At 69.3% G+C, this 21,464-nt stretch carries 14 protein-coding genes; 9 read left to right on the forward strand and 5 right to left on the reverse strand.

Annotated features, from left to right (window positions below):
• The first annotated feature begins 106 nt into the window (after positions 1-106).
• The 6 genes from AC07V5_RS09720 to AC07V5_RS09745 all read left to right on the forward strand — a co-directional run bounded on the left by AC07V5_RS09720 (position 107) and on the right by AC07V5_RS09745 (position 9,298).
• Positions 107-352 carry a DUF2946 family protein gene (locus AC07V5_RS09720; protein ID WP_495115445.1) on the forward strand — a complete coding sequence of 82 codons (246 nt, stop codon included), beginning with the start codon at positions 107-109 and terminating at the stop codon, positions 350-352.
• A 68-nt stretch (positions 353-420) separates the two neighbouring features.
• Positions 421-2,406 carry a TonB-dependent receptor gene (locus tag AC07V5_RS09725; RefSeq protein ID WP_495115446.1) on the forward strand — a complete coding sequence of 662 codons (1,986 nt, stop codon included), beginning with the start codon at positions 421-423 and terminating at the stop codon, positions 2,404-2,406.
• 137 nt (positions 2,407-2,543) lie between these two features.
• Complete coding sequence (locus tag AC07V5_RS09730) at positions 2,544-3,977, forward strand: circularly permuted type 2 ATP-grasp protein (protein ID WP_495115447.1); 1,434 nt, start codon at positions 2,544-2,546, stop codon at positions 3,975-3,977.
• A gap of 14 nt (positions 3,978-3,991) precedes the next feature.
• Positions 3,992-4,936, forward strand: coding sequence for an alpha-E domain-containing protein (locus AC07V5_RS09735; protein WP_495115448.1), 945 nt, complete (start codon positions 3,992-3,994; stop codon positions 4,934-4,936).
• Positions 4,937-4,951: 15 nt separating this feature from the next.
• Complete coding sequence (locus tag AC07V5_RS09740) at positions 4,952-8,365, forward strand: transglutaminase family protein (RefSeq protein WP_495115449.1); 3,414 nt, start codon at positions 4,952-4,954, stop codon at positions 8,363-8,365.
• Positions 8,366-8,449: 84 nt separating this feature from the next.
• Positions 8,450-9,298, forward strand: a complete 849-nt coding sequence (locus tag AC07V5_RS09745) for an alpha/beta fold hydrolase (RefSeq protein WP_495115450.1) — start codon at positions 8,450-8,452, stop codon at positions 9,296-9,298.
• Between the two features lies 1 nt (position 9,299).
• On the opposite strand, the gene AC07V5_RS09750 is transcribed toward AC07V5_RS09745, so the two are convergent.
• A complete protein-coding gene (locus AC07V5_RS09750; protein ID WP_495115451.1) occupies positions 9,300-9,701 on the reverse strand; it encodes a cupin domain-containing protein in 402 nt (133 codons plus the stop codon).
• Between the two features lie 135 nt (positions 9,702-9,836).
• Here AC07V5_RS09750 and AC07V5_RS09755 point away from each other — a divergent pair, with 135 nt between their 5' ends.
• Positions 9,837-12,485 (forward strand): circularly permuted type 2 ATP-grasp protein, encoded by a 2,649-nt coding sequence (locus tag AC07V5_RS09755; protein ID WP_495115452.1) that lies wholly within the window; start codon positions 9,837-9,839, stop codon positions 12,483-12,485.
• Positions 12,451-13,494: a transglutaminase family protein gene (locus AC07V5_RS09760; protein ID WP_495115453.1), complete on the forward strand. Its 1,044-nt coding sequence runs from the start codon at positions 12,451-12,453 to the stop codon at positions 13,492-13,494. The genes AC07V5_RS09755 and AC07V5_RS09760 overlap by 35 nt, the downstream gene beginning before the upstream one ends.
• Here the strand turns inward: AC07V5_RS09760 and AC07V5_RS09765 are convergent.
• Entirely contained in the window at positions 13,491-16,256 is a 2,766-nt protein-coding gene (locus AC07V5_RS09765) for an FG-GAP repeat domain-containing protein (protein WP_495115454.1), read from the reverse strand. The genes AC07V5_RS09760 and AC07V5_RS09765 overlap by 4 nt on opposite strands.
• A 114-nt stretch (positions 16,257-16,370) precedes the next feature.
• A complete protein-coding gene (locus AC07V5_RS09770; RefSeq protein ID WP_495115455.1) occupies positions 16,371-16,961 on the reverse strand; it encodes a LysE family translocator in 591 nt (196 codons plus the stop codon).
• Between the two features lie 84 nt (positions 16,962-17,045).
• Between AC07V5_RS09770 and AC07V5_RS09775 the strand changes: the two genes are divergently transcribed.
• Positions 17,046-17,489: an Lrp/AsnC family transcriptional regulator gene (locus AC07V5_RS09775; protein ID WP_495115456.1), complete on the forward strand. Its 444-nt coding sequence runs from the start codon at positions 17,046-17,048 to the stop codon at positions 17,487-17,489.
• A 27-nt stretch (positions 17,490-17,516) separates the two neighbouring features.
• Here AC07V5_RS09775 and AC07V5_RS09780 read toward each other — a convergent pair whose 3' ends face one another.
• Complete coding sequence (locus AC07V5_RS09780; protein ID WP_495115457.1) at positions 17,517-18,644, reverse strand: ABC transporter substrate-binding protein; 1,128 nt, start codon at positions 18,642-18,644, stop codon at positions 17,517-17,519.
• 46 nt (positions 18,645-18,690) lie between these two features.
• A complete protein-coding gene (locus tag AC07V5_RS09785) occupies positions 18,691-21,408 on the reverse strand; it encodes a sensor domain-containing diguanylate cyclase (RefSeq protein ID WP_495115458.1) in 2,718 nt (905 codons plus the stop codon).
• Between the last annotated feature and the right edge of the window lie 56 nt (positions 21,409-21,464).

Here is a 21,464-nt window from a genome sequence, read left to right on the forward strand (position 1 = left end):
CTCGCACCCGATCTTTGCCCGGTAAACAGACCCTTCCGTGAACCTGCGTCGCAACCTCCGTGGCTGGCTTCTTTGGCTGGCTTTTCTCCTGCCCCTCGCGCAAGCGATGGCAGGAGTGCACGCGTTGTCGCACGTCAGTGGTGACCGCCAGGACGATGGCATTGCCCACCTGGTTCATTGCGACCTCTGCCTGACTGCTGCCGATCTCGGCACCGGCGCGCCGGCCGCCGAGCCGGCGGCGCTGGCCACCAGCCCGGCCGTGCATGCCGCGCCGCTGGTCGCCCGCGGCGGTGCGCCACGCGCCGTCAGCCTCGGCCTGCCGCCCGCCCGGGCGCCTCCCGCTTCCGCCTGAACTCCAAGCCCTCCCGCGCCCAGCTGTGGCGCGGGCGTTTGCGTTTTCTTGTTGCGGAAGTACCTCTCATGCGTTCCTTTGCCCTGGCGCCCCTCGCGGCCGCCTGCCTTTCCCTTTCTGCTCACGCCGAGCCGGCCGAATCCCTCGACAAGGTCGTCGTCACCGGCAACCCGCTGAAGAGCCAGGTGCTGGCCCAGCCCAGCGACTCCCTCTCCGGCGACCAGCTGACGCTGACCCGCGCCGCCAACCTCGGTGACACCCTGCAGGGCCTGCCCGGCGTTGCCGCCACCAACTTCGGCCCCAATGCCAGCCGGCCCAGCATCCGCGGCCTGGACGGCGACCGGGTGCGCATCCTGAACAACTCCGGCGCGTCGGTGGATGCGTCCAACCTCAGCTTCGACCATGGCGTGGCCATCGACCCGTTGGTCATCGACAAGGTCGAGGTGCTGCGCGGCGCTGCGGCGCTGCTGTACGGCGGCAACGCGGTGGGCGGTGTCGTCAACACGCTGGACAACCGCATTCCGCGCACGCTGATCGACGGCCTGAGCGGCGCGGCCGAGATCCGCTTGGGCGGCGCCTCGCGAGACAAGAGCGGCGCCGTGGTGCTGGACGGCGGCACCGGCCAGCCACATTCGGGTTTCGGCTGGCACGTCGACCTGGCCGGCCGCGACGCCAGCGACCAGACCGCCCCGCGCTTCGACAGTGACGGCGAAAGCCGTACCAGCGTGCGCAACTCCGCCGCCCGCAGCCACGGCGGCTCGGTGGGCGGCTCGGTGTTCTTCCAGGGTGGCTTTGCCGGCGTGTCGGTGGACGATTTCCACACCAACTACGGCACCACGGCTGAAGAGGACGTGACCATCCGCATGCAGCGCCAGCGCGTGGCCACGGCGGGTGAATGGGCGACGGCCGACGGCCCGGTCCACCGCATCAGCTGGCAGCTCAGCCGCAACCGCTACGAGCACCAGGAGGTGGAGGGCACGGGCGAGGTCGGCACCACCTTCAAGAGCACCGGCACCGATGGCCGGCTGGAGGTGGAGCATGCGGCGATCCAGACGCCGTGGGGCCCGGTCAAGGGCCTGGTCGGCCTGCAGACCGAGTCGCTGGACTTCTCGGCCCTGGGCGAGGAGGCCTTCGTGCCGAGCACGCGCACACGCAACACCGGCGTCTTCCTGCTGGAGCAGGCCAAGCTTGGCGGCGTGGACTGGTCGGCCGGCGCACGCACCGAACGGGTGACGATCGACTCGGACGGCGGCGACCGCTTCGGCGCGCCGGCTTCCAGGCGCTTCCGGCCGGTCAGCGTGGCACTCAGTGGCGTCTACCCGCTCTCTGGCGCCTGGAGCCTGAGCGCCAACCTCAACCGCACCGAACGTGCCCCGGCTTACTACGAGCTGTTCGCCAACGGCCTGCACCTGGCCAGCGCGGCCTATGAGCGGGGTGACCCGACGCTGGGCCTGGAGCGTTCCAAGGGGCTGGACGTCGGCCTGAAGTGGGAGGGCGACGGCAGCCATGTGCACGTCAACGTCTACGAGACCCGCTTCTCCAACTACATCGCGCTGCAGGCCACCGGCGCGACGGTGGACAACGATGGCGAGGCCGTGCCGGTCTACAACTTCCAGGCCGTGCCGGCGCGTCTGCGTGGCGTCGAACTGGAAGGCCGCTGGCAACTGCACCCGGCCATCGCGCTGCTGAGCCAGCTCGACGCGGTGCGCGGCGACAACCGGGCCACCGGCGAACCGCTGCCGCGCCTGGCGCCGCTGCGCGCGATGCTGGGCGTTGAGGCGAAGCGGGGCGACTGGTCCGGCAAGCTCGAGTGGCGCGGCGCCGCCCGCCAGACCCGCGTTGCCGAGTTCGACACGCCCACCCCTGGCTACGGCACGCTGCGCCTGTCCGTCGCCCGCCAGTTGCGCTGGGGCCAGACCGACGCGCTCTGGTACTTGAAGCTCGACAACCTGGGCAACAAGCTGGCCTACAACGCGACGGCCGTGCCGACGATCCGGGACCTGGCCCCGCAGGCCGGTCGCTCGGCGAGTACAGGGTTGCAACTGCGTTTCTGAGCCCCCGAGCCGGTGTACAACCGTGCATGCCGCCCACGCACCGGGCGGTATGCACGCAAGTCGTGCGTGCACGCACCAGGAGCTTCTTCTTGCGCGGGCGCGAAACTTGCGTCGCGAGGCAGGGAACAGGAGCGACGATGCAGACCGCCTTTGACGAGATGAACGCAGCGGGGCCGACAACCCGCGCGCATTACGAGTCCTACGCCCGCTGGTTGGCCGACCAGCCCGAGTCGCTGATGCGCGAACGGCGCGAGCAGGCCGAGCTGATCTTCCGGCGCGTGGGCATCACCTTCGCCGTCTACGGCGACAAGGACAGCGGGGAGGGCACCGAGCGCCTCATCCCCTTCGACCTGATCCCGCGGGTCATTCCGGCCAGCGAATGGACGTCCATGCAGGCGGGCCTGGCCCAGCGGGTGACGGCGCTGAACCGCTTCATCCACGACGTCTATCACGACCAGGAGATCCTGAAGGCCGGCATCGTGCCCGCCGACGAGATCCTGAACAACGCCCAGTTCCGCAAGGAGATGATGGGCGTGGACGTGCCTGGCGGCGTCTACAGCCACATCGCCGGCGTCGACATCGTGCGCGCCGGCCATGCCGATGGCAGCGGCCACTACTACGTGCTGGAAGACAACCTGCGGGTGCCCAGCGGCGTGAGCTACATGCTCGAGAACCGCAAGATGATGATGCGGCTCTTCCCCGAGCTCTTCGTCAACCACCGCATCGCGCCGGTGGCCCACTACCCCGACCTGCTGCTGGACACGCTGCGCAGCGTGGCGCCCTCGGGCGTGTCGGACCCGACCGTCGTCGTGCTGACGCCGGGCATGTACAACTCGGCCTACTTCGAGCACGCCTTCCTGGCCCAGCAGATGGGCGTGGAGCTGGTGGAGGGTCAGGACTTGTTCGTCGACGGCGGCTTCGTCTACATGCGCACCACGCGCGGCCCCAAGCGCGTGGACGTGATCTACCGCCGGCTGGACGACGACTTCCTCGACCCCAAGGTGTTCCGCGCCGATTCGCAGCTGGGCTGCGCGGGCCTGGTGGACGCCTACAAGGCGGGCAAGGTGACGTTGTCCAACGCCATCGGCACCGGCATCGCGGACGACAAGTCCATCTACCCCTACGTGCCGAAGATGATCGAGTTCTATCTCGGCGAAAAACCCATCCTGCAGAACGTGCCGACGTACGTCTGCCGCGACAAGGAAGACCTGGCCTACACGCTGGCCAACCTCAGCGAGCTGGTGGTGAAGGAGGTGCACGGCGCGGGCGGCTACGGCATGCTCGTCGGGCCGGCGGCCACCAAGGCCGAGGTCGAGGCGTTCCGGGCGCAGCTCATCGCCAACCCGAGCAACTACATCGCCCAGCCGACGCTGTCGCTGTCGACCTGCCCCACGTTTGTCGAAAGCGGCATCGCGCCGCGTCACATCGATCTGCGACCCTTTGTGCTGTCGGGGTCGTCGGTGCGCATGGTGCCCGGGGGGCTGACCCGGGTTGCGTTGAAGGAGGGCTCCTTGGTGGTGAACAGCAGCCAGGGCGGTGGAACCAAGGACACCTGGGTTCTTGAGGCTTAAGGGAGGACTGATCGATGCTTTCAAGAACCGCTGACCACCTCTACTGGATGTCCCGCTACATCGAGCGGGCCGAGAACACCGCGCGTTTGCTGGACATTGCCTACCAAACCTCGCTGCAGCCGCAGTCGGCCAGCGAGTCCGAGCAGACCTGGCGCAGCCTGGTGTCCATCTCCGAGTTGAACAACCTTTACGGCACCAAGTACGCGACGATCAACGGCCGCAACGTCATGGAGTTCATGGTGGCCGATGAGAGCAATCTCTCGTCCATCTTCAACTGCCTGCGTGCCGCGCGCGAGAACGCGCGGGCCGTGCGCGGGGCGCTGACGACCGAAGTCTGGGAGACCATGAACCAGACCTGGCTGGAGTTCCGCCGCCTGCTGCGTGAAGGCCTGCTGGCGCGAGACCCGTCGCAGCTCTTCGAGTGGGTCAAGTACCGCTCGCACCTGTCGCGCGGCGTCACGGTGGGCACCATGCTGCAGGACGAAGCCTTCCACTTCATCCGCATCGGCTCCTTCCTGGAGCGGGCCGACAACACGGCGCGGCTGCTGGACATCAAGTTCTACCGCCAGGACGACACCGGCACGGAGCGCGACGCGGCGCGCGACTTCTATTACTGGTCGGCCGTGCTGCGCTCAGTGTCGGGCTTCGAGATCTACCGCAAGGTCTACAGCAACGTCATCCAGCCAGACAAGGTGGCCGAGCTGCTGATCCTGCGCCCCGACATGCCGCGGTCCCTCTCGCATTGCATGACGCGCATGCAGGCCAACCTCAAGCGCGTGGCCAACGCCCAGTCCGGCGAGACGCTGCGCCGCGTCGGCCGGCTGGAGGCCGAACTGGCCTATGGCCGCATCGACGAGATCCTGGCGCAGGGCTTGCATCCCTTTCTGGACGGCTTCCTCGCCGAGGTGGCCGACCTCGGCGCCGCCATCAGCCGCGACTTCCTCGTTCCTTCGACCTGACCAGACGGGCCACGCATGTCAATCCACGTCGCGCTCAAGCACGTCACCCGCTACAAATACGACCGCCCGGTCAGCCTCGGCCCGCAGGTCGTGCGCCTGCGCCCGGCGCCGCACTGCCGCACACCGGTGCTGTCGTATTCGCTGCGCATCGAACCTGCCGACCACTTCATCAACTGGCAGCAAGACCCGTTCGCGAACTACCTCGCGCGTCTCGTCTTCCCCGAGAAGACGACCGAGTTCACCGTCACGGTGGACCTGGTGGCCGAGATGGCGGTCTACAACCCCTTCGACTTCTTCCTCGAGGAGCACGCCCAGAGCTTCCCCTTCAAGTACGACGAGGTCCAGCAGATCGAGCTCGCGCCCTATCTGCAGGTCGAGCCGCTGACGCCCTTGCTGGCCGCCTACCTGAAGGAAATCCCGCTCGACCGGCGCTCGACGAATGACTTCCTCGTCGAGCTCAACCAGAAGGTGCAGAACAGCGTCTCCTACCTGATCCGCATGGAGCCGGGCGTGCAGACGCCCGAGGAGACCTTGGAAAAGGCCTCGGGCTCCTGCCGCGACTCCGGCTGGCTGCTGGTGCAGTTGATGCGCCACCTCGGCTTGGCGGCGCGCTTCGTGTCGGGCTACCTGATCCAGCTGACGCCGGATGAGAAGGCGCTGGACGGCCCCAGCGGTACCGAGATCGACTTCACCGACCTGCATGCCTGGTGCGAGGTCTATCTGCCCGGCGCGGGCTGGATCGGCCTGGACCCGACCTCCGGCCTGCTGGCCGGTGAGGGCCACATCCCACTGGCGGCCACGCCCACGCCCGGCAGCGCCGCGCCCATCAGCGGCGGCGTCGACAAGGCCGAGGTCGAGTTCGAGCACGAGATGAGCGTCACGCGCATCTACGAGTCGCCGCGCGTGACCAAGCCCTACACCGAAGAGCAATGGGCCGAGGTGCTCAAGCTCGGCGAGCAGGTGGACCGCGAACTCGTCGCCGGCGACGTGCGGCTGACGATGGGCGGCGAGCCCACGTTCGTCTCCATCGACGACCGTGACGCGCCCGAATGGAACACCGAGGCGCTCGGCCCCACCAAGCGCGTCTACGCCCAGCAACTCACGCACAAGCTGCGAGACGAATACGGCCAGGGCGGCTTCCTGCATTTTGGCCAGGGCAAGTGGTACCCCGGCGAGCAGTTGCCGCGCTGGGCGCTGTCCATCTACTGGCGCGCCGACGGCCAGCCCTGCTGGCGCAACCCCGACTGGTTCGCCGATGAGCGCGAGGGCCACGCCTACACGAGCACGCATGCCCAGGCCTTTATGAGCGCGCTGACGCGCCGCCTGGCCCTGCCCGACACGCATGTAGAGCCCGCCTACGAGGACACCTTCTACTACCTGTGGCGCGAGCGCCGCCTGCCCGTCAACGTCGACCCCTTCGACTCGCGCCTGGACGACGAGATGGAGCGCGTGCGCCTGCGCCGCATCTTCGAACAGGGGCTGGCCCAGGTCGTCGGCTACGTGCTGCCCATCAGCCACAGCGGCGACTCGCCGGCCCTGGCCGGCACGCGCTGGCAGACCGGCCCCTGGTTCTTCCGCGGCGATCGCCTCTACCTCCACCCCGGCGACTCGCCGATGGGCTGGCGGCTGCCGCTGGATTCGCTGCCCTGGGTCAGCAAGGGCGACTACCCCTACCTGCACGAGCAGGACCCCTTCGCGCCGCGCGGCATGCTGCCCGCGGCGGCAGCACTGCGCGTGCAGACGCTGGGCGTGACGTCGGCCGGGCCGACGCCTGGCTTGCTGCCCGGCGGCAAGGCCGGCGCTGCCGGCGGCGCGGGCACTGCCCCCGCCGCACCCGGCCGCTTCGAGAGCGCCCGCGACATCACGCGCACGGCGCTGTGCGTCGAGGCCCGCGACCCGCGTCGCGCCAACGGCCCGTCTGCCGAAGCCAAGGGCAAGGCCAGCGGCGTGCTCTACGTCTTCATGCCGCCGCTTGAGAAGCTCGAGCATTACCTGGAGCTGCTCGCTGCCGTCGAGGCCGCCTGCGAAGACACGGGCTACAAGATCGTGCTGGAGGGCTACCCGCCGCCGCGCGACCCGCGCCTGAAGCTGCTGCAGGTCACGCCCGACCCCGGCGTCATCGAGGTCAACATCCACCCGGCCCACAACTGGCGCGAGCTGGTCGACCACACCGAGTTCCTGTACGAAGCCGCACGGCTCACGCGCCTGTCGAGCGAGAAGTTCATGATCGACGGCCGCCACACCGGCACCGGCGGTGGCAACCACTTCGTGCTCGGCGGCGCCAGCCCGGCGGACTCGCCCTTCCTGCGCCGGCCCGCGCTGCTGGCTTCGTTGCTGGCCTACTGGCACAACCACCCGTCGCTCAGCTATCTGTTCAGCGGCCTATTCATCGGCCCCACCAGCCAGGCGCCGCGCGTGGACGAAGCGCGCAACGATCAGCTGCGCGAGCTGGAGATCGCGCTGGGTGAGATCCACAAGCTCAGCGACGAGCGTGGTGACAGCGTGCAGCCCTGGTTGATCGACCGCATGCTGCGCAACGTGCTGGTGGACGTGACCGGCAACACCCACCGCAGCGAGTTCTGCATCGACAAGCTCTACTCGCCCGACTCGGCCACCGGCCGCCTGGGCCTGCTGGAGCTGCGCGCCTTCGAGATGCCGCCGCATGCGCGCATGAGCATCGTGCAGCAACTGCTGCTGCGCGCCCTGGTGGCCCGCTTCTGGAAGGAGCCCTACCGCGCGCCCTTGGTGCGCTGGGGCACCGAGCTGCACGACCGCTGGCTGCTGCCGCACTTTGTGTCGGAGGACTTCGCCGACGTCATGCAGGACATGCGTGAGGCTGGCTACGCGCTGGACGCCAGCTGGTTCGCGCCGCACTTCGAGTTCCGCTTCCCCAAGTACGGCGAGTTCGCCTCACGCGGCGTGCATGTGACGCTGCGCAGCGCGCTGGAGCCCTGGCACGTGATGGGCGAGGAAGGCTCGGCCGGCGGCAATGTGCGCTATGTGGATGCGTCGATGGAGCGGCTGGAGCTGCACGTCAGCGGCCTGGTCGACCCGCGCCACCGCGTGACCGTCAACGGCGTGCCCGTGCCGCTGCAGCCCACTGGCCGCGTCGGCGAGTTCGTGGCCGGCGTGCGCTACCGCGCGTGGCTGCCGCAGTCGGCCCTGCACCCGACCATCCCCATCCACGCGCCGCTGACGGTGGACCTCGTCGATACCTGGCAGCACCGGTCCTTGGGCGGCTGCCGCTACTCGGTCGCCCACCCGGGCGGGCGCAACTACGCGACGCTGCCGGTCAATGCCTACGAGGCAGAGAGCCGGCGCCTCACGCGCTTTGCGGCCATGGGGCACACGCCGGGCAAGGTCGAGGTGGGCGAGCCGCAGCGCAGCCTGGAGTTCCCATTCACGCTGGACCTCAGGAAAGTATCCTGAGCGAAACAACGGCCCCCACGCTCGCGGCGCGAGCCGCCCCCCAAGGGGGCGGTCAGTGGCTTCGGGCGGCCGGGCACCACTGACATGCGCATAGAAATCGAACCCGGCGTCCGCCTCTTCGTCGACATCGAGGGCCTTGGCTGTGTGCCCGACGGCCGCGCGCTGAGGGAGAAGCCCACCCTCGTGTTGATCCACGGCGGCCCGGGCTTCGACCATACGGCCTTCCGGCCCTTCTTCAGCCGCTTTGCCGACCTCTGCCAGGTCGTCTATTTCGACCAGCGCGGCCATGGCCGCAGCGACCCCCGGCCGGCCGAGGAATGGCGGCTGGACGTGTTCGCCGACGACGTCGTGCGGCTGTGCGATCGCTTGGGCATCGTCAAGCCCATCGTGCTTGGCCAGAGCTTCGGGGGCTTCGTTGCGCAGCGCTACCTGGCGCGCCACCCGGCGCATCCTGCCAAGGTCGTGCTGTCGAGCACCTCCCACCACTTCGGCCTGCCGCGCAAGATCGAACGCTTCGGCCGCCTCGGCGGGCCTGCGGCGGCGCAGGCCACGCGCGACTTCTGGGAGCGCCCGGGCCCCGACACCTGGGCGGCCTACGAGACGCATTGCCGCCATCTCTACAACACCAAGCCCAAGAAGCCGGATGCCGGCGGCTGGATGATGTTCAAGCCCGAGATCCTGTTCGAGCACACGCGCACCGAACTGCCCGGCATGGACCTGCGGCCGGGCCTGGCGAACGTGCAGTGCCCCATCCTCGTCATGGCTGGCGAGGAAGACCCGGTGACGCCGCCCGAGGATGCCGAGGAGATCGTCGCGGCGCTGCCGCCGCAATGGGTGGCCGGCTTCGAGCGCTTTCCCGGCGTGGGCCACGGCGCCTGGCGCGACGACCCCGAGGCGGCCGAGCGGGTGCTGCGCCGTTTTCTCGCCGCGTGATTTAGAGCGCTGGCGCCGGCGTCGCCAGCGGCTTGCCCTTTTCTACAACGTAGACGCCGATCAGCTTGGTGGGCGCATCGGTCGTGTTGTGCGCATCGTGCACGGTGCCGGCCGGCACGACGAAGGACTCGCCCGCCTTCACCACGCGCGGCGGCTGGCCGTCGATGAGCAGCTCGACCTGGCCCTCGGCCACATAGCTGATCTCGTCGCCCGGATGCGTGTGCCTGCCGGCGCGTGCGCCCGGCGCCACCTCAACCCTGGCGACCACCGCCTCCTTGCCCGGGATGGACACGTCGGCCCGGCCCACGAGCGTGCGCGTCAGGCCAGTGGCCTGCGCGAACAGGCCGCCGGCGACCGCCAGGGCGGCGACGCCCAGGCTCCACTTCAGAACTCGTTGCTGCATGGGGGCACCTTCGACAAAAAAGGAGGAGGCAGTATCCGCCGTCAGTGTTTGCTCAAGGGCGGGCGGCGCAGACATTGCTTGACAATGCCTTTTCGCCTTTTTCGCGCCGCATGACTGCATCGACCCGCCTCGCCCATGTCTGAGCTCACTCCCAGCCAGTGGAGCCTGCTTCCCGACGAGCCCGAGGAGGCGTTGGCACCCGACCCGCTGGCGCAGGCACTATCGGCCGCGCTGCGCAGCCGTGACGGCCACTTCTACGAGCTGACTGGCCAGGTCAACCAGCCCGGTGAGCCCCAGGGTGGCCTGTCCGAACGCTGGCGGCGCTTCGTCGCGGCCGGCGGTGCAGCGGGCTGGCAGGAACTCAGCGCCAAGGCCCTGCGCGTGCAGCGCCGCGTGCTGGAGGACGGCGCCAGCTACAACGTGCACAGCGACGCCCCGCCGTTGCCCGGCCAGAACGGCGAATACGCAACGCCGCTGGCCCGCCACTGGCCGCTGGAACTGCTGCCCATGCTCATCGAGCCGGACGAGTGGCGCCACATCGAGGCCGGCATCGCCCAGCGCGCCCGCCTGCTCAACGCCGTCATGGCCGACACCTATGGCGAGCGCCGCCTGCTGCAGGAGGGCCTGCTGCCCGCATCGCTGGTGCTGGCGCACCCGCAATACCTGCGCGGCATGCACGGCAACAAGCCCTCGGGCGGCGTGCACCTGCACGTGCTGGCCTTTGACCTGACGCGCTGCGCCGACGGCCACTGGTGGGTGGTCGGCCAGCGCACCCAGGCCGCGTCGGGCCTGGGCTATGTGCTGGAGAACCGCCTCATCATTGCCCAGCAGTTCCCCGAGGCCTTCCGCCAGATGGCCGTGCAGCGCCTGGCGGCCAGCTACCGCGACTTCATCCAGGCGCTGACCCGTCTCTCGCCGGCCGGCGAGCGCAGCCGTGTCGCGCTGCTGACGCCGGGGCCGCGCAACGAGACCTATTTCGAGCAGGCCTTCCTGGCGCGCTACCTCGGCATCACCCTCGTCGAGGGCGCCGACCTGACCGTGCGCGCCGACAAGGTGTATCTCAAGACGCTGGCCGGCCTGGAGCGCGTGCACGTGCTGCTGCGCCGCGTCGACGACACCTGGCTGGACCCGCTGGAGCTGCGCCCCGACTCCATCCTCGGCGTGCCGGGCCTGCTGCAGGCAGCCCGCGCCGGCGAGGTCGTCATCGCCAATGTGCCGGGTGCCGGCTGGCTGGAAAGCCCGGGCCTGGCCGCCTTCTGGCCGGGTGTGGCGGAAAGCCTGCTCGGCGAGGAGCTGACGCTGCCGGCCATCCAGAGCTGGTGGTGCGGCGAGGAAAGCGCCTGGCGCCGGTTGCGCCCGCGGCTGGCGGAGTTCGTCGTGGTGCCGACCTTCTCGGCCAGCAGCACGACGCGCAGCTTCTCCCCGATCGTCGCCGCTGAGCTGAACGACGAGCAGCGCTGGGAGCTGTCTGAGCGCATCACTGCCGACCCCACCGCCTACACGCTGCAGGCCCGCGTCAAGCCCACCAAGCAGCCGGTCTGGACGCGCGGCGCGCTGGAGCCGCGCGTGGCAGTGCTGCGTGTCTTCGCGATGACCGATGGCCAGGGTGGCTGGAAGGTGTTGCCCGGTGGCCTGACCCGCGTCGCGCCGCGCCGCGACCCGCTGGCCGATGCCTGGCTGTCCATCCAGCGCGGCAGCCTCAGTGCAGACACCTGGGTCATGACCGACGGTGAGGTCGACCCGACGACGCTGCTGTCCCAGCCGCTGCAGGCCGCCGACCTGGCTCAGGTGCACTGGACCGTCACCAGCCGCTCCGCTGAGAACCTGTTCTGGCTGGGCCGCTACACCGAGCGCGCCGAGAACAGCGCGCGGCTGGCGCGTCATGTCATCGAGGCCAGTGTCATGGTGCAGCGTGGTGCCATGCCGCAGCCCATGCTGCCGCTGCTGGATGCCCTCGCGCGCCACCACGGCCTCGTCGGTGCAAAGGCGCCGCAGGCCCAGGACGACCCGCGCGGCTTCGAGCGCGCGCTGCTGGCGGCGCTGCTGCCCACGTCTGGCGAGACCAGCGTTGGCTGGAACCTGCGCGCGTTGCAGTCCTGCGCCCAGGCCTTGCGCGAGCGCCTGTCGCCCGAAGCCTGGCGCCTCATTCACGAGACGGCGGCGCAGTTCGAGCAGCATCTGCGCGCCGTGCTCGACCGCCCCGGCCATGCCACGCCCGTGACCGATGTGCTCAATGTGCTGGCCCGTGCCGACACCCACCTCGCCGCCATCACCGGGGCGCAGACCGACCGCATGACGCGCGACGACGGCTGGCGGCTGCTGTCCATCGGTCGCCAGATCGAGCGCCTGTCCTTCCACGCCGAGGTGCTGGCCGAGACCTTCGAGCACGGCCTCGCGCTGAGCGAGGATGGCTTCAGCCTGCTGCTCGGCGTGTTCGACTCGACCATCACCTACCGCGCCCAGTTCCAGGCACGCCGCGAGGCGCCGCCGCTGCTGCACCTGCTCGTGCACGACACCGACAACCCGCGGTCCCTCGCGTGGGTGGCGCGCACGTTGCGCGACCGCTTTGCCAAGCTGGCCCGCCACGACCCCGGCTGGGCGGCCGACACCGCCGCCGAACTGCCCGTGCCCGAGGCCTGGCCGCTGGCCGAGCTGGCAGCGCCCGGGCCGGCCCTCGTCGAGCATCTGCAGCGCGCCGCGGCCCAGGCCGGGGAGCTGTCCAGCCTCATCAGCCAGCGCTATTTCGCGCATGTCATCGGTGCGGAACAGAGGGTCTGGCAATGAGCGCCGCGCCGGGCCGTCCCAAGCAAGCTCGCTCCCGCTCGGCGGGACAGCGCGTAGCGCGAAGGGCGCAGCCATGACAGTCAGGCTCGCGGTTCATCACGTCACCGAGTACACCTACGACGACTCGGTGGAATGGGCCTACCACGCGGCCTGCTTGGCGCCGGGCGACACGCCCTGGCAGCAGGTCAGCGGCTGGCGGCTCAACATCGACCCGCTGCCCGACGGCTGGGGTGCCGGCTGGAACGACGTCGGCCTGGAGCTGGACGTGGCCGAGTTGGCGCGCCACCTGCGCCGCGACCCCTGGGGCAACCGCCACCTCAGCTTCGGCCATGCGCGCGTGCATGAGCGCCTCGTCGTCGACAGCCGCTTCGAGGTCGAGCTTGAGCCGCGGCCCACGCCCGACCCCGGCCGCGGGCCGTCGTGGGAAGCCGTCGCCGCCAGCCTGCGCTACCGTGCCGGCCGCACGCTGCAGGTCGCTGACGAGTTCGCGCTGGCCTCCACCTATGCCGCGCCCGATGCCACGCTGGCCGCCTACGCCCGCCGCGCCTTCTCGCCGGGCCGCACGCTGGCAGCCGGCGGCCTGTCGCTGATGCACCAGATCCACACCGACCTGCGCTACCTGCCGCACAGCACCACGGTGGCTACGCGCGCCGCCGACGCACTCGCGCAGCGCAGCGGCGTCTGCCAGGACTTCGCCCACGTCTTCATCGCCGCCTGCCGATCCCTGGGCCTGGCGGCGCGCTATGTGTCGGGCTACCTGCTGACCCGCCCACCCGAGGGCGTGACCAAGCTCGTTGGCGCCGACGCTTCGCATGCCTGGGTCGAGCTGTGGTGCCCCGAGCAGGGCTGGCTGGCCCTGGACCCGACCAACGCCGTGCCCGCCGGCCTGGACCACGTCACGCTGGCCTGGGGTCGCGACTACGCCGACGTGGCGCCGCTGCGTGGTGTGCTGCGCGGCGGTGGCGTGGCGACGCTGCGGGTGGGGGTGACGGTGGAGCCCGTGGCCTAGCGAGCCGGCACGGCCATCGTCGCCTTGACGGGCTTGCTGTCCACGCTCGTGTAGACCTCGAACTCGTAGTTGCCCGGCGGCGGCGGCACCAGCGGTTCGAAGGCCATGAGGGTCGCCGAATCGAAGAGCCCACCCGGCGCGATCGCCTGGCCAACCGGGATCGTCACGCTGCGATAGGGTGCGCAGCGGAACTCGACGAAGGGCGGCCTGTCGTAGCTCAGGTTGGACTTGAAGAACCAGTCCAGCAGCTCCGGTGGCAGCTTCATCAGGACCTTGGCGCCTTCGGGCAGGCCGCCGGTGGCCACCAGCCTCAGGCTCCAGGTCCAGCGGCCTGAGCCGTCGATGCTGCCCTGGATGGACGGCTGCCCGACGGCGCTGGTGCCGGCCACGACTTCCGGGACGGCCAACGTTGCATTCACGCGGTCCTCGGTGCTGTTCAGCCCCAGCAGCGGCGTGGGCTGCGTCACGTAATAGTTGGACGGGTCGTAGGGGCAGATCGGATTCACGATGCCGTCCACGCGCAGGTCGGCCAGCCCGAGGCGGCCCCCCGGCGCTGCGGCGGCGCTGGTCTTCACCGTGAAGATGAGCTGCTGGGTGGCTGGGCGCGAGACGACTTCCAGATCGACGGCGTTGGTCGTCGAGGCCGGCCGCGCCTTGCTCACGTCGAAGCCTTCGGGCAGGTTGACGAAGAGTCGCGAGCCTTCGGGCAGGCCAGACGTGCTGGTCACGTCGAGGCTGAAGGAAGTGGAGACGCCCATGACGGCCGAGCCGAACGAGAAGGCTGCGCGGTCCAGCGGCGTGTCGGCGGCGGCGACGCGCATGGGCACGGCGACGGGCGTGGGGTTCGCGTCGCTGGAGACCTTGAAGACGTAGCTGCCGGGCTGGGGCGGGTTGACCACATAGGACAGGCCCAGATCGTTTGTCGTGATCCAGGCGCCGGCTGGGAAGCGGCCATAGCTTTCGCGCAGCCGGAAGCGGAGCTGGCGCCCTTGCAGGCTGAGTTCGAAGCGCTGCGAGCCGGACAGCTGCCAGGCATCCAGCGTGCCGAACTCCGCGGGCACGTCCACCACGATGGCCTGGTTGGCCAGCAGGCCGTCCTTCAGCTGGAAGGAGAAGTTGATGCTGTTCAGCGTCTTGCTGGTGGCACGCCAGGTGGGCTCCAGCTTCACCTGGCCGAGGGGTGAAGCGCCGCCGGCATCGATGCTGAACCGGGAGGCTTTGCTGGTTCGGCCGCCGGCGGTCACGACGAGCTGGACCTCGTAGCGGCCGACGAGATCTGGCGTGAAGGTCGGCTGCGGGCTGCTGGCGTCGTTCAAGGCGGCCTGGCTGCCATCCGGGCGGGACAGCAGCACCCAGGCGTAGCTGACTGCGCCGTTGCCGCGGGCGCTGCTGGCGCGACCGTCGAGGGCTGCCGGTTGGCCGACGAGGGAGCTGTTCTGCGCCTCGATGCGTGCCCGCGGCGGCTTGCCGGTGACGCGCACGCCGGTCACAGCCCAGGCGGGATTGGTCAGCAGGCCGGCTTCAACCTTGGGCTCCAGCCCGTCCATCAAGGACACGGCCACCTGGCCCGTGCTCGTGCGGCGCCAGATCAGGTCGGCGCGGCCGTCGCCATCGAGGTCGGCCGTGCGCTCCACCCGCCAGTCGCCATCGTGGTTGAGGATCTCGGTGCGCCAGATGCCGGTGTAGAAGGTGTCGGTGCTGTCGCCGCCAGGTTGGCGCTCGGAGATGAAGGTGGCGCCGGTCTTGCCGTCTCGCCATAGCACCGCTGCGCGACCGTTGCCGCTGACGTCGCCCGATGCGCTGAGCTGCGAGCTCACGACACCGGGCTGGCTGATCCAGCTGTAGTTCATCGAGCCGTAGCCGAGCACGATGCCCACGGCCTGTGCCGTGCGGGGCGGGTTGCTGGGGCCGTCGAACAGCAGTTCGCTGCGGCCGGTACCCATCGTCGACGCAGCCAGTCGAACGCGTTCGGCGCTGCCCTTGGAGGCGGGCACGCCCGCGTTCTTGCCGGTAGAGCCACGCATCCACCAGACGCTGTAGTCCTTCGTGTCGCGCTGTTCCCAGACCAGATCGGCGAAGTCGTCGCCGTCCAGGTCGGCGGCGGCCACCACGCGCCAGGCCGGATCCGTGAACAGCAGGGTGCTCTCCAAGATCTGGCTGCCGTTCATCAGCCACATGACGGTCTGGCCCGTGGATTCATTCACCAGGATCAGGTCGTCGCGGCCGTCGGCGTTGAAGTCGGCCACCTGCGTGACCTTCCAGCCCGGGCTCTGCAGGATGACCTTGATCTCGCTCGCGTCGGTGACGGCGGGGCCCTTCATCAGCCAAACCGCCAGCTGGCCGGTGCTCGCGTTCTCCCAGATGTAGTCGTCCTGCCCGTCACCGTCGAGATCGGCGGTGAAGGTCAGCCGCCAATCGGGCGACTGGAAGAGGTAGTTGGACGCCGTGCCACTGGCACCGGACATGGTCCAGCTGACGGTCTGGCCCGTGGTGGCGTTGAACCAGATCAGGTCAGGATGCCCGGTGGCCGGGCTGCCGGCATCCAGGCGCCTGGCGGTGGCCTGTTCCGTGGCCTGGGCAGCCTTGCGGGGCTGGCTCAGCACCTCATCCATGCCCGGCCCGGGTTGAACCATGGACAGCATGGCCGCCGAGGCCGTTGAAGGGGCCACGTTGGCGCTGGGCATGTGTGCACCATCACCGCCACCGCAGGCGCTCAATACAGCGGCCGCCAGCATGGCCGCCATCAACAGCATCGCTTTCATCGAGCCCACCCTGACACCTTCATCGTCGATGGGTGCGCATTCTCACTGCGTTATGTTTCACGCCACGCGAGGTGAATCTTTCGAGTTGTAAGGCCAAGTGATCGGCGTCGGCGCTCAGCTTCGCAGCAGCGGCAGCACCGACACGACCATCAGCGCCGCAGCGCCCCAGTTGAACACTTGCAGCGCGCGCGGCCGGTGCAGCCAGCGGCGCATCTGCTCGCCCAGCAGCGCCCAGGAGCCGCAGCAGGGCAGGTTGACGAGCACGAAGACAGCGGTCAGCGCCGGGATGCCGAGCTCGCCGTAGGCCGTCACGGCCGTCAGCGCCATCGCCCAGGCCTTGGGGTTGACGACCTGGAACAGCGCCGCGGCGCCAAAGCCCATCGGCCGGCTGTCCCCGGTGCCGCCCGCCGTGGGCGGCGCCGCGGTGGCAACCTTGAAGGCCAGGTACAGCAGATAGCCCAGGCTCACCCATTTCAGCGCGCCGTGCAGGCTCGGGTAGCGCCCGAACACCTCGCCCAGCCCCAAGCCGACGAGCACCAGCATGACGCCGAAGCCGAAGCTGATGCCCAGCAGATGCGGCATGCTGCGCCGCCAGCCGAAATGCGTGCCTGAGGCCAGCAGCATCAGGTTGTTGGGGCCGGGCGTGATGGACATGACGAAGGCGAAGCCGGCCAGGGCCGCGAGCATGCTGAGGGTGGTTTCCATGGAGCGCAACTCTAGGCAGGTGAGCGGCGAATGGGCTTGCGTTCTGCAGTGCGGTGAGCAGCGGATGTGCAATCATCTGCGGTCATGGATGCCATCGACGAGAAAATCTTGCGTGAGCTGGTCAGGGATGGCCGCCTGACCAATGCCGAGCTGGCCCAGCGCATTGCGCTGAGCCCCTCGGCCTGCCTGCGCCGCGTGCAGGAGCTGCAGAGGCTGGGTGTCATCAAGGGTTACCGTGCCGTGCTGGACCCGATGCGCCTGGGCACGGGCTTCGTGGCCTACGTGGCCATCGGCCTGTCGCGCCACACGCTGGATGAGCAACTGGGCTTCGAGCAGGCGATGAAGGATTGCCCGGTGGTGCGCGAGTGCCACAACGTGGCCGGCGCGTTCGAGTACCTGCTGCGCGTGGAGGTGGCCGACCTGCCCGCCTACAAGCGCTTCCATGCCGACGTGCTGGGCGGCCTGCCCCAGGTCAGCATGATCACGAGCTACATCGTCATGGACTCGCCCAAGGACGAGCGTGGATGACGCGCCGGCCCGCCTTGGGCGAAGTGCTTACCGTTTGACCTTGCCGTCGCCCGTCAGCATCGACAGCTCGACGAAGCTGGAGCCCGCATGCTTGTTGGCGGAGAAATGCAGGTGGTAGCCACGTGACTCGTAGCCTGACAGGGTTTCCAGCGCGGCGATCAGGGCCTCGCGGCTGAAACGGCCGCCCAGGCGGCGCAAACCGTCGACGATGACGCGCGCGGCGACATAGCCTTCCATGCTGGTGTAGTTGGGCTCGGCCTTGGTGTCGAGCTTGTGCAAGGCCTGCTGGTAGTCGTTGACGAGGCCGACCGCAGTGCCGAAGGGCGAGGGCATCACCTGCGAGACGACGATGCCGGCAGCGTCCTTGCCGAGCTCGTCGGCCAGGGCCTGGGTGCCGACGAAGGACACGTTGTAGAACTGGCCAAAGTAACCTGCCTTGCGCGCCTCGCGGATGAAAGCGGCGCAGCTCTTGTAGGCGCTGATCTGCACGATGGCTTCGGGCTGCGCCGGCACGAGTGTCTTCAGCGCGGCGGCGACGTCCGTGCTGTTGCGTTCCACCGTTGCGACGGCCACCGGCTGCAGGCCGCGCTTCTCCAGCGCGCGCATCACGCCCTTCAGGCCGGCCTGGCCGTAGGCGTCGTTCTGGTGGAAGACGGCGATCTTCTTCAGGTCGAGCTGGGTCAGCTGCTTGACGATGAGTTCGGTCTCGTCGTAGTAGGACGCCCGGACATGGAAGACCAGTTTGTTGAAGGGGTCGCGCAGCGCCTCGGCACCGGTGAAGGGGGCGATGAAGGGGATCTTGGCGGCGTTGACGAGGGGCAGGGCCGCCAGCGAGGTTGGCGTGCCGACATAGCCGAACAGCGCGAAGACATCCTCCTGGATGAACTTCTCGGTGTTGGCCTTGCAGCGCGCGGGGTCGTAGCCGTCGTCCAGCGTCTTCAGCACGACGGGCAGGCCGCCCACGCCGCCGGCGGCGTTGACGGCATCGAAGTAGGCCTTGGCGCCGAGCTGCATCTGCAACCCCAACTGGGCGGCGGGGCCGGTCAGCGGCACGGACTGGCCGAGCACGATGGCGCGGCGTTCCTGGGCGCGGGCGAGGGCGGCGGGCAGCGCGAGGCTGGCCAGTGCGAGTGAGGCGTTACGGCGGCTGAGCATGGGTTCGAATCATGCCCCGACCGGCGGCATGATTCTGTGAACTAAATCAGCTCCTGCTGGCACTTGTTCGCAGGCGGCCGGCGCGTTTGTTAGCAAACATGGCTTCGTCGGCGTGGCGCATCAGCGCGTCGGGCGTGCGGCCGTCCGTGGGAAAGTGGCCCAGGCCCAGGCTGCTGCCGACGGCCACCTGCACGTTCGAGCTCAGCGTGATGGGCTGGCTCAGCGCATCCAGCAGCCGGTTCAGCACCGGCTCGGCGTCGGCCGGCGCCTGCTGCGGGGTGAGCAGCACGACGAACTCGTCGCCTCCCAGCCGGGCGACCGTGTCGCTGGCACGCAGGCCGGCCTGCAGCCGGGAGGCCACGGCCTTGAGGACCTCGTCGCCGGCATCGTGCCCGTGGTTGTCGTTGATCTGCTTGAAGCCGTTCAGGTCCAGATAGGCCAGGGCGAAGACATGGCCGTTGCGATCAGCCGCGGCGATGGCCTGCCGTAGACGGTCGGCCAGCAGCAGGCGGTTGGGCAGGCCGGTCAGCGAGTCGTGCAGGGCGGCGCGCTCCATGCGCGCCTCGTGGGCCTTGCTCTGGGTGATGTCCACCATCATCCACAGCGACTCGCCGCCGCTGCCGGGCAGATCGACGCCGGAAAGATCCACCCAGATCAGCGAGCCGTCCTTGCGGCGCATCTGCAACTGGGTGCGGAAGCGTCCGCCGGCCTTGAGCTGCGGGTAGGCCAGGGCGCCCAGCGTCTCGTAGGCCGTGTCGTCGGTGTAGAGCATGCGGGCCGGCTGGCCGAGCAGTTCGCCGTCGGTGTAGCCGAACATGCGTTCCGACGCATGGTTGCGCCAGACGGTGTGGCGGTCGCGCAGCTTGATGATGCCGACGAGGTCGCTCTCCAGCATCGCTTCCTGATCCAGCGTCAGCTGGTGCAGCTGCTGGCGGATGCGGTGGGTCTCGCTGATGTCGAACATCACTGAGCGGCTGCGCAGATAGCCACCGTTCGCGTCGTACATGGCCGTGGCCGACAGGCTGACGCGGCGGGTTTTGCCGTGGCGGCCGGTGATGTCGAACTCCAGCCCCGAGACGCGGCCTTCGCGCATGAAGCGCGGGAAGGCGGTCTTGAACAGTGCGCGGCCCTCGTCGTTGAAGAAGTCCGCCGGGCTGGCACGGCCGATCAACTGCTCGGCCGTGCAGCCCAGCCAGCTCAGGCCCAGCGCGTTGATCTGCAGGAAGCGGCCGTTGCCATCCAGTGCGTAGTAGGCGCAGGGTGCGTTGTCGTAGAGATCCTGCAGGCTCTGGCGTGCCTCGTCCGCCTGGGACTGCAGGGCCTTGCGCGCCGTGATGTCGGATTCGATGATCATGAATCCCGTCAGCGCGCCGTCGTCGTCGTGCAGCGGCTGGATCTCGATGTCCACCCAATAGTTGCGGCCGTCCCTGGTGCGGTGCATCAGCTCGGCCTTGCAGCCCAGGCCGACGTTCATCGCTTCGCGCATGCCATGCACGGTGTCTTCGTCGGTGAGCTCGGAATGCAGCAGTTCGTTGGGCAGCCGATTCATGGCCTCGGCGCTCGTGAAGCCGCTCAGGCGCGTGAAGCCGTCGTTGACCCAGGTGATCCGGCGCTCGGCGTCGGTGATGAGCACGGCGTTGGTCGTGTGGCTGGCCACCATCGCCAGCCGCGCCAGGTCGGCCGTCATGCCGCGCGCCATCTGCTCGGCACGCGCCCGGCCGGCGGCCAGCAGATAGACCGTCACGGCCAGCAGCAGGCTCAGCAGCGCGCCGCCCAGTTCCAGGCCGAGGCCGGACAGCCCGAGCAGCTTCATGGACGCGTCGTGCGTCAGCGCGGCATCCAGCATGAACTCGCGCCCGGCGACCGTGAAGTACAGCGTCTCGGCCGTCGGCGCCTCGGCCAGCGTGTAGTCAGCCGCCTCCTCGGGTGTCAGGGCTTGACCCTGGCGCGTCGCCAGCAGGGTTTGGAACTCACCGTCCACCGTGCGGGCGGACAGCTTCAGGTCCAGCAGCGCCGACGCCGGCTCGGCTACGCCGTGCAGCAGTTCGTTGGCCACCAGCGGCGCGTACAGCACGCCCAGCAGCGCCGCGCGGCGTTGCGTCGGCGTGCCGGGGTCGTGACCCTCCCGGTAGACGGGCACCAGCAGCATGAAGCCAGGGCCCTTCAGCGGGTCCTGCACCAGGCGCACGGGGCTGGACAGCGTCGCCTCGCTGCTGTCGATCGCCTGCTCGATGGCCTGGCGGCGCACCGGGTCGGCGCCCGAGTCGATACCCCAGGCCGCGAAGTTGCGCGAGAACGGCGAGATCTGCGTGACGACATACATCGTCTCGTCCTGGCCCGTGCCGTGGACGCGGAAGCCCGTGGAGCCTTCGCGCTGATGCGCGGCGACAAAGGCGTCCAGGTCGCGGCGCGCAACGCGCTCGATGAAGCCGAAGCCGCGCACGCCGGGGAACTCCTTGGGCAGGTCGCGCGACTCGACATAGGCGTCGAAGGCGGTGCGGCTGAACTTGCCCTCCAGCGCCGCCAGCGCACCGCGCGCGCCCTTGAGGCCATAGACCGGCATCGTCAGCCGCTTGACGACGTCACCCTGCAGGCGCTCGATCTGGCGCTCCTGCAGGCCGCGCGCCTCGGCGCCGGCGCGCTGCTGCTGCCAGATGACGGCGCCCGCCGTCAGCGCCAGGCCGATGGACAGCACTGCTGCCGCAGCCACCCATGCGGTCGTGCTGACCATCTCAGGCCCGGTATAGCCGTCTCCGATGCGCAAGCTTGTCTCTCTTGTGCTGGTTTTCAGCCATTGAAGCATGGCGCAGCCGCGGCGTC

The sequence above is a fragment of the Roseateles sp. GW821-FHT02E12 genome, assembly GCF_059421665.1.

Coding starts and splice junctions, on each gene's coding strand:
- AC07V5_RS09720 (WP_495115445.1), top strand. CDS start 107: ATGGCAGGAGTGCACGCGTTGTCGCACGTCAGTGGTGACCGCCAGGAC.
- AC07V5_RS09725 (WP_495115446.1), top strand. CDS start 421: ATGCGTTCCTTTGCCCTGGCGCCCCTCGCGGCCGCCTGCCTTTCCCTT.
- AC07V5_RS09730 (WP_495115447.1), top strand. CDS start 2,544: ATGCAGACCGCCTTTGACGAGATGAACGCAGCGGGGCCGACAACCCGC.
- AC07V5_RS09735 (WP_495115448.1), top strand. CDS start 3,992: ATGCTTTCAAGAACCGCTGACCACCTCTACTGGATGTCCCGCTACATC.
- AC07V5_RS09740 (WP_495115449.1), top strand. CDS start 4,952: ATGTCAATCCACGTCGCGCTCAAGCACGTCACCCGCTACAAATACGAC.
- AC07V5_RS09745 (WP_495115450.1), top strand. CDS start 8,450: ATGCGCATAGAAATCGAACCCGGCGTCCGCCTCTTCGTCGACATCGAG.
- AC07V5_RS09750 (WP_495115451.1), bottom strand. CDS start 9,701: ATGCAGCAACGAGTTCTGAAGTGGAGCCTGGGCGTCGCCGCCCTGGCG.
- AC07V5_RS09755 (WP_495115452.1), top strand. CDS start 9,837: ATGTCTGAGCTCACTCCCAGCCAGTGGAGCCTGCTTCCCGACGAGCCC.
- AC07V5_RS09760 (WP_495115453.1), top strand. CDS start 12,451: ATGTCATCGGTGCGGAACAGAGGGTCTGGCAATGAGCGCCGCGCCGGG.
- AC07V5_RS09765 (WP_495115454.1), bottom strand. CDS start 16,256: ATGAAAGCGATGCTGTTGATGGCGGCCATGCTGGCGGCCGCTGTATTG.
- AC07V5_RS09770 (WP_495115455.1), bottom strand. CDS start 16,961: ATGGAAACCACCCTCAGCATGCTCGCGGCCCTGGCCGGCTTCGCCTTC.
- AC07V5_RS09775 (WP_495115456.1), top strand. CDS start 17,046: ATGGATGCCATCGACGAGAAAATCTTGCGTGAGCTGGTCAGGGATGGC.
- AC07V5_RS09780 (WP_495115457.1), bottom strand. CDS start 18,644: ATGCTCAGCCGCCGTAACGCCTCACTCGCACTGGCCAGCCTCGCGCTG.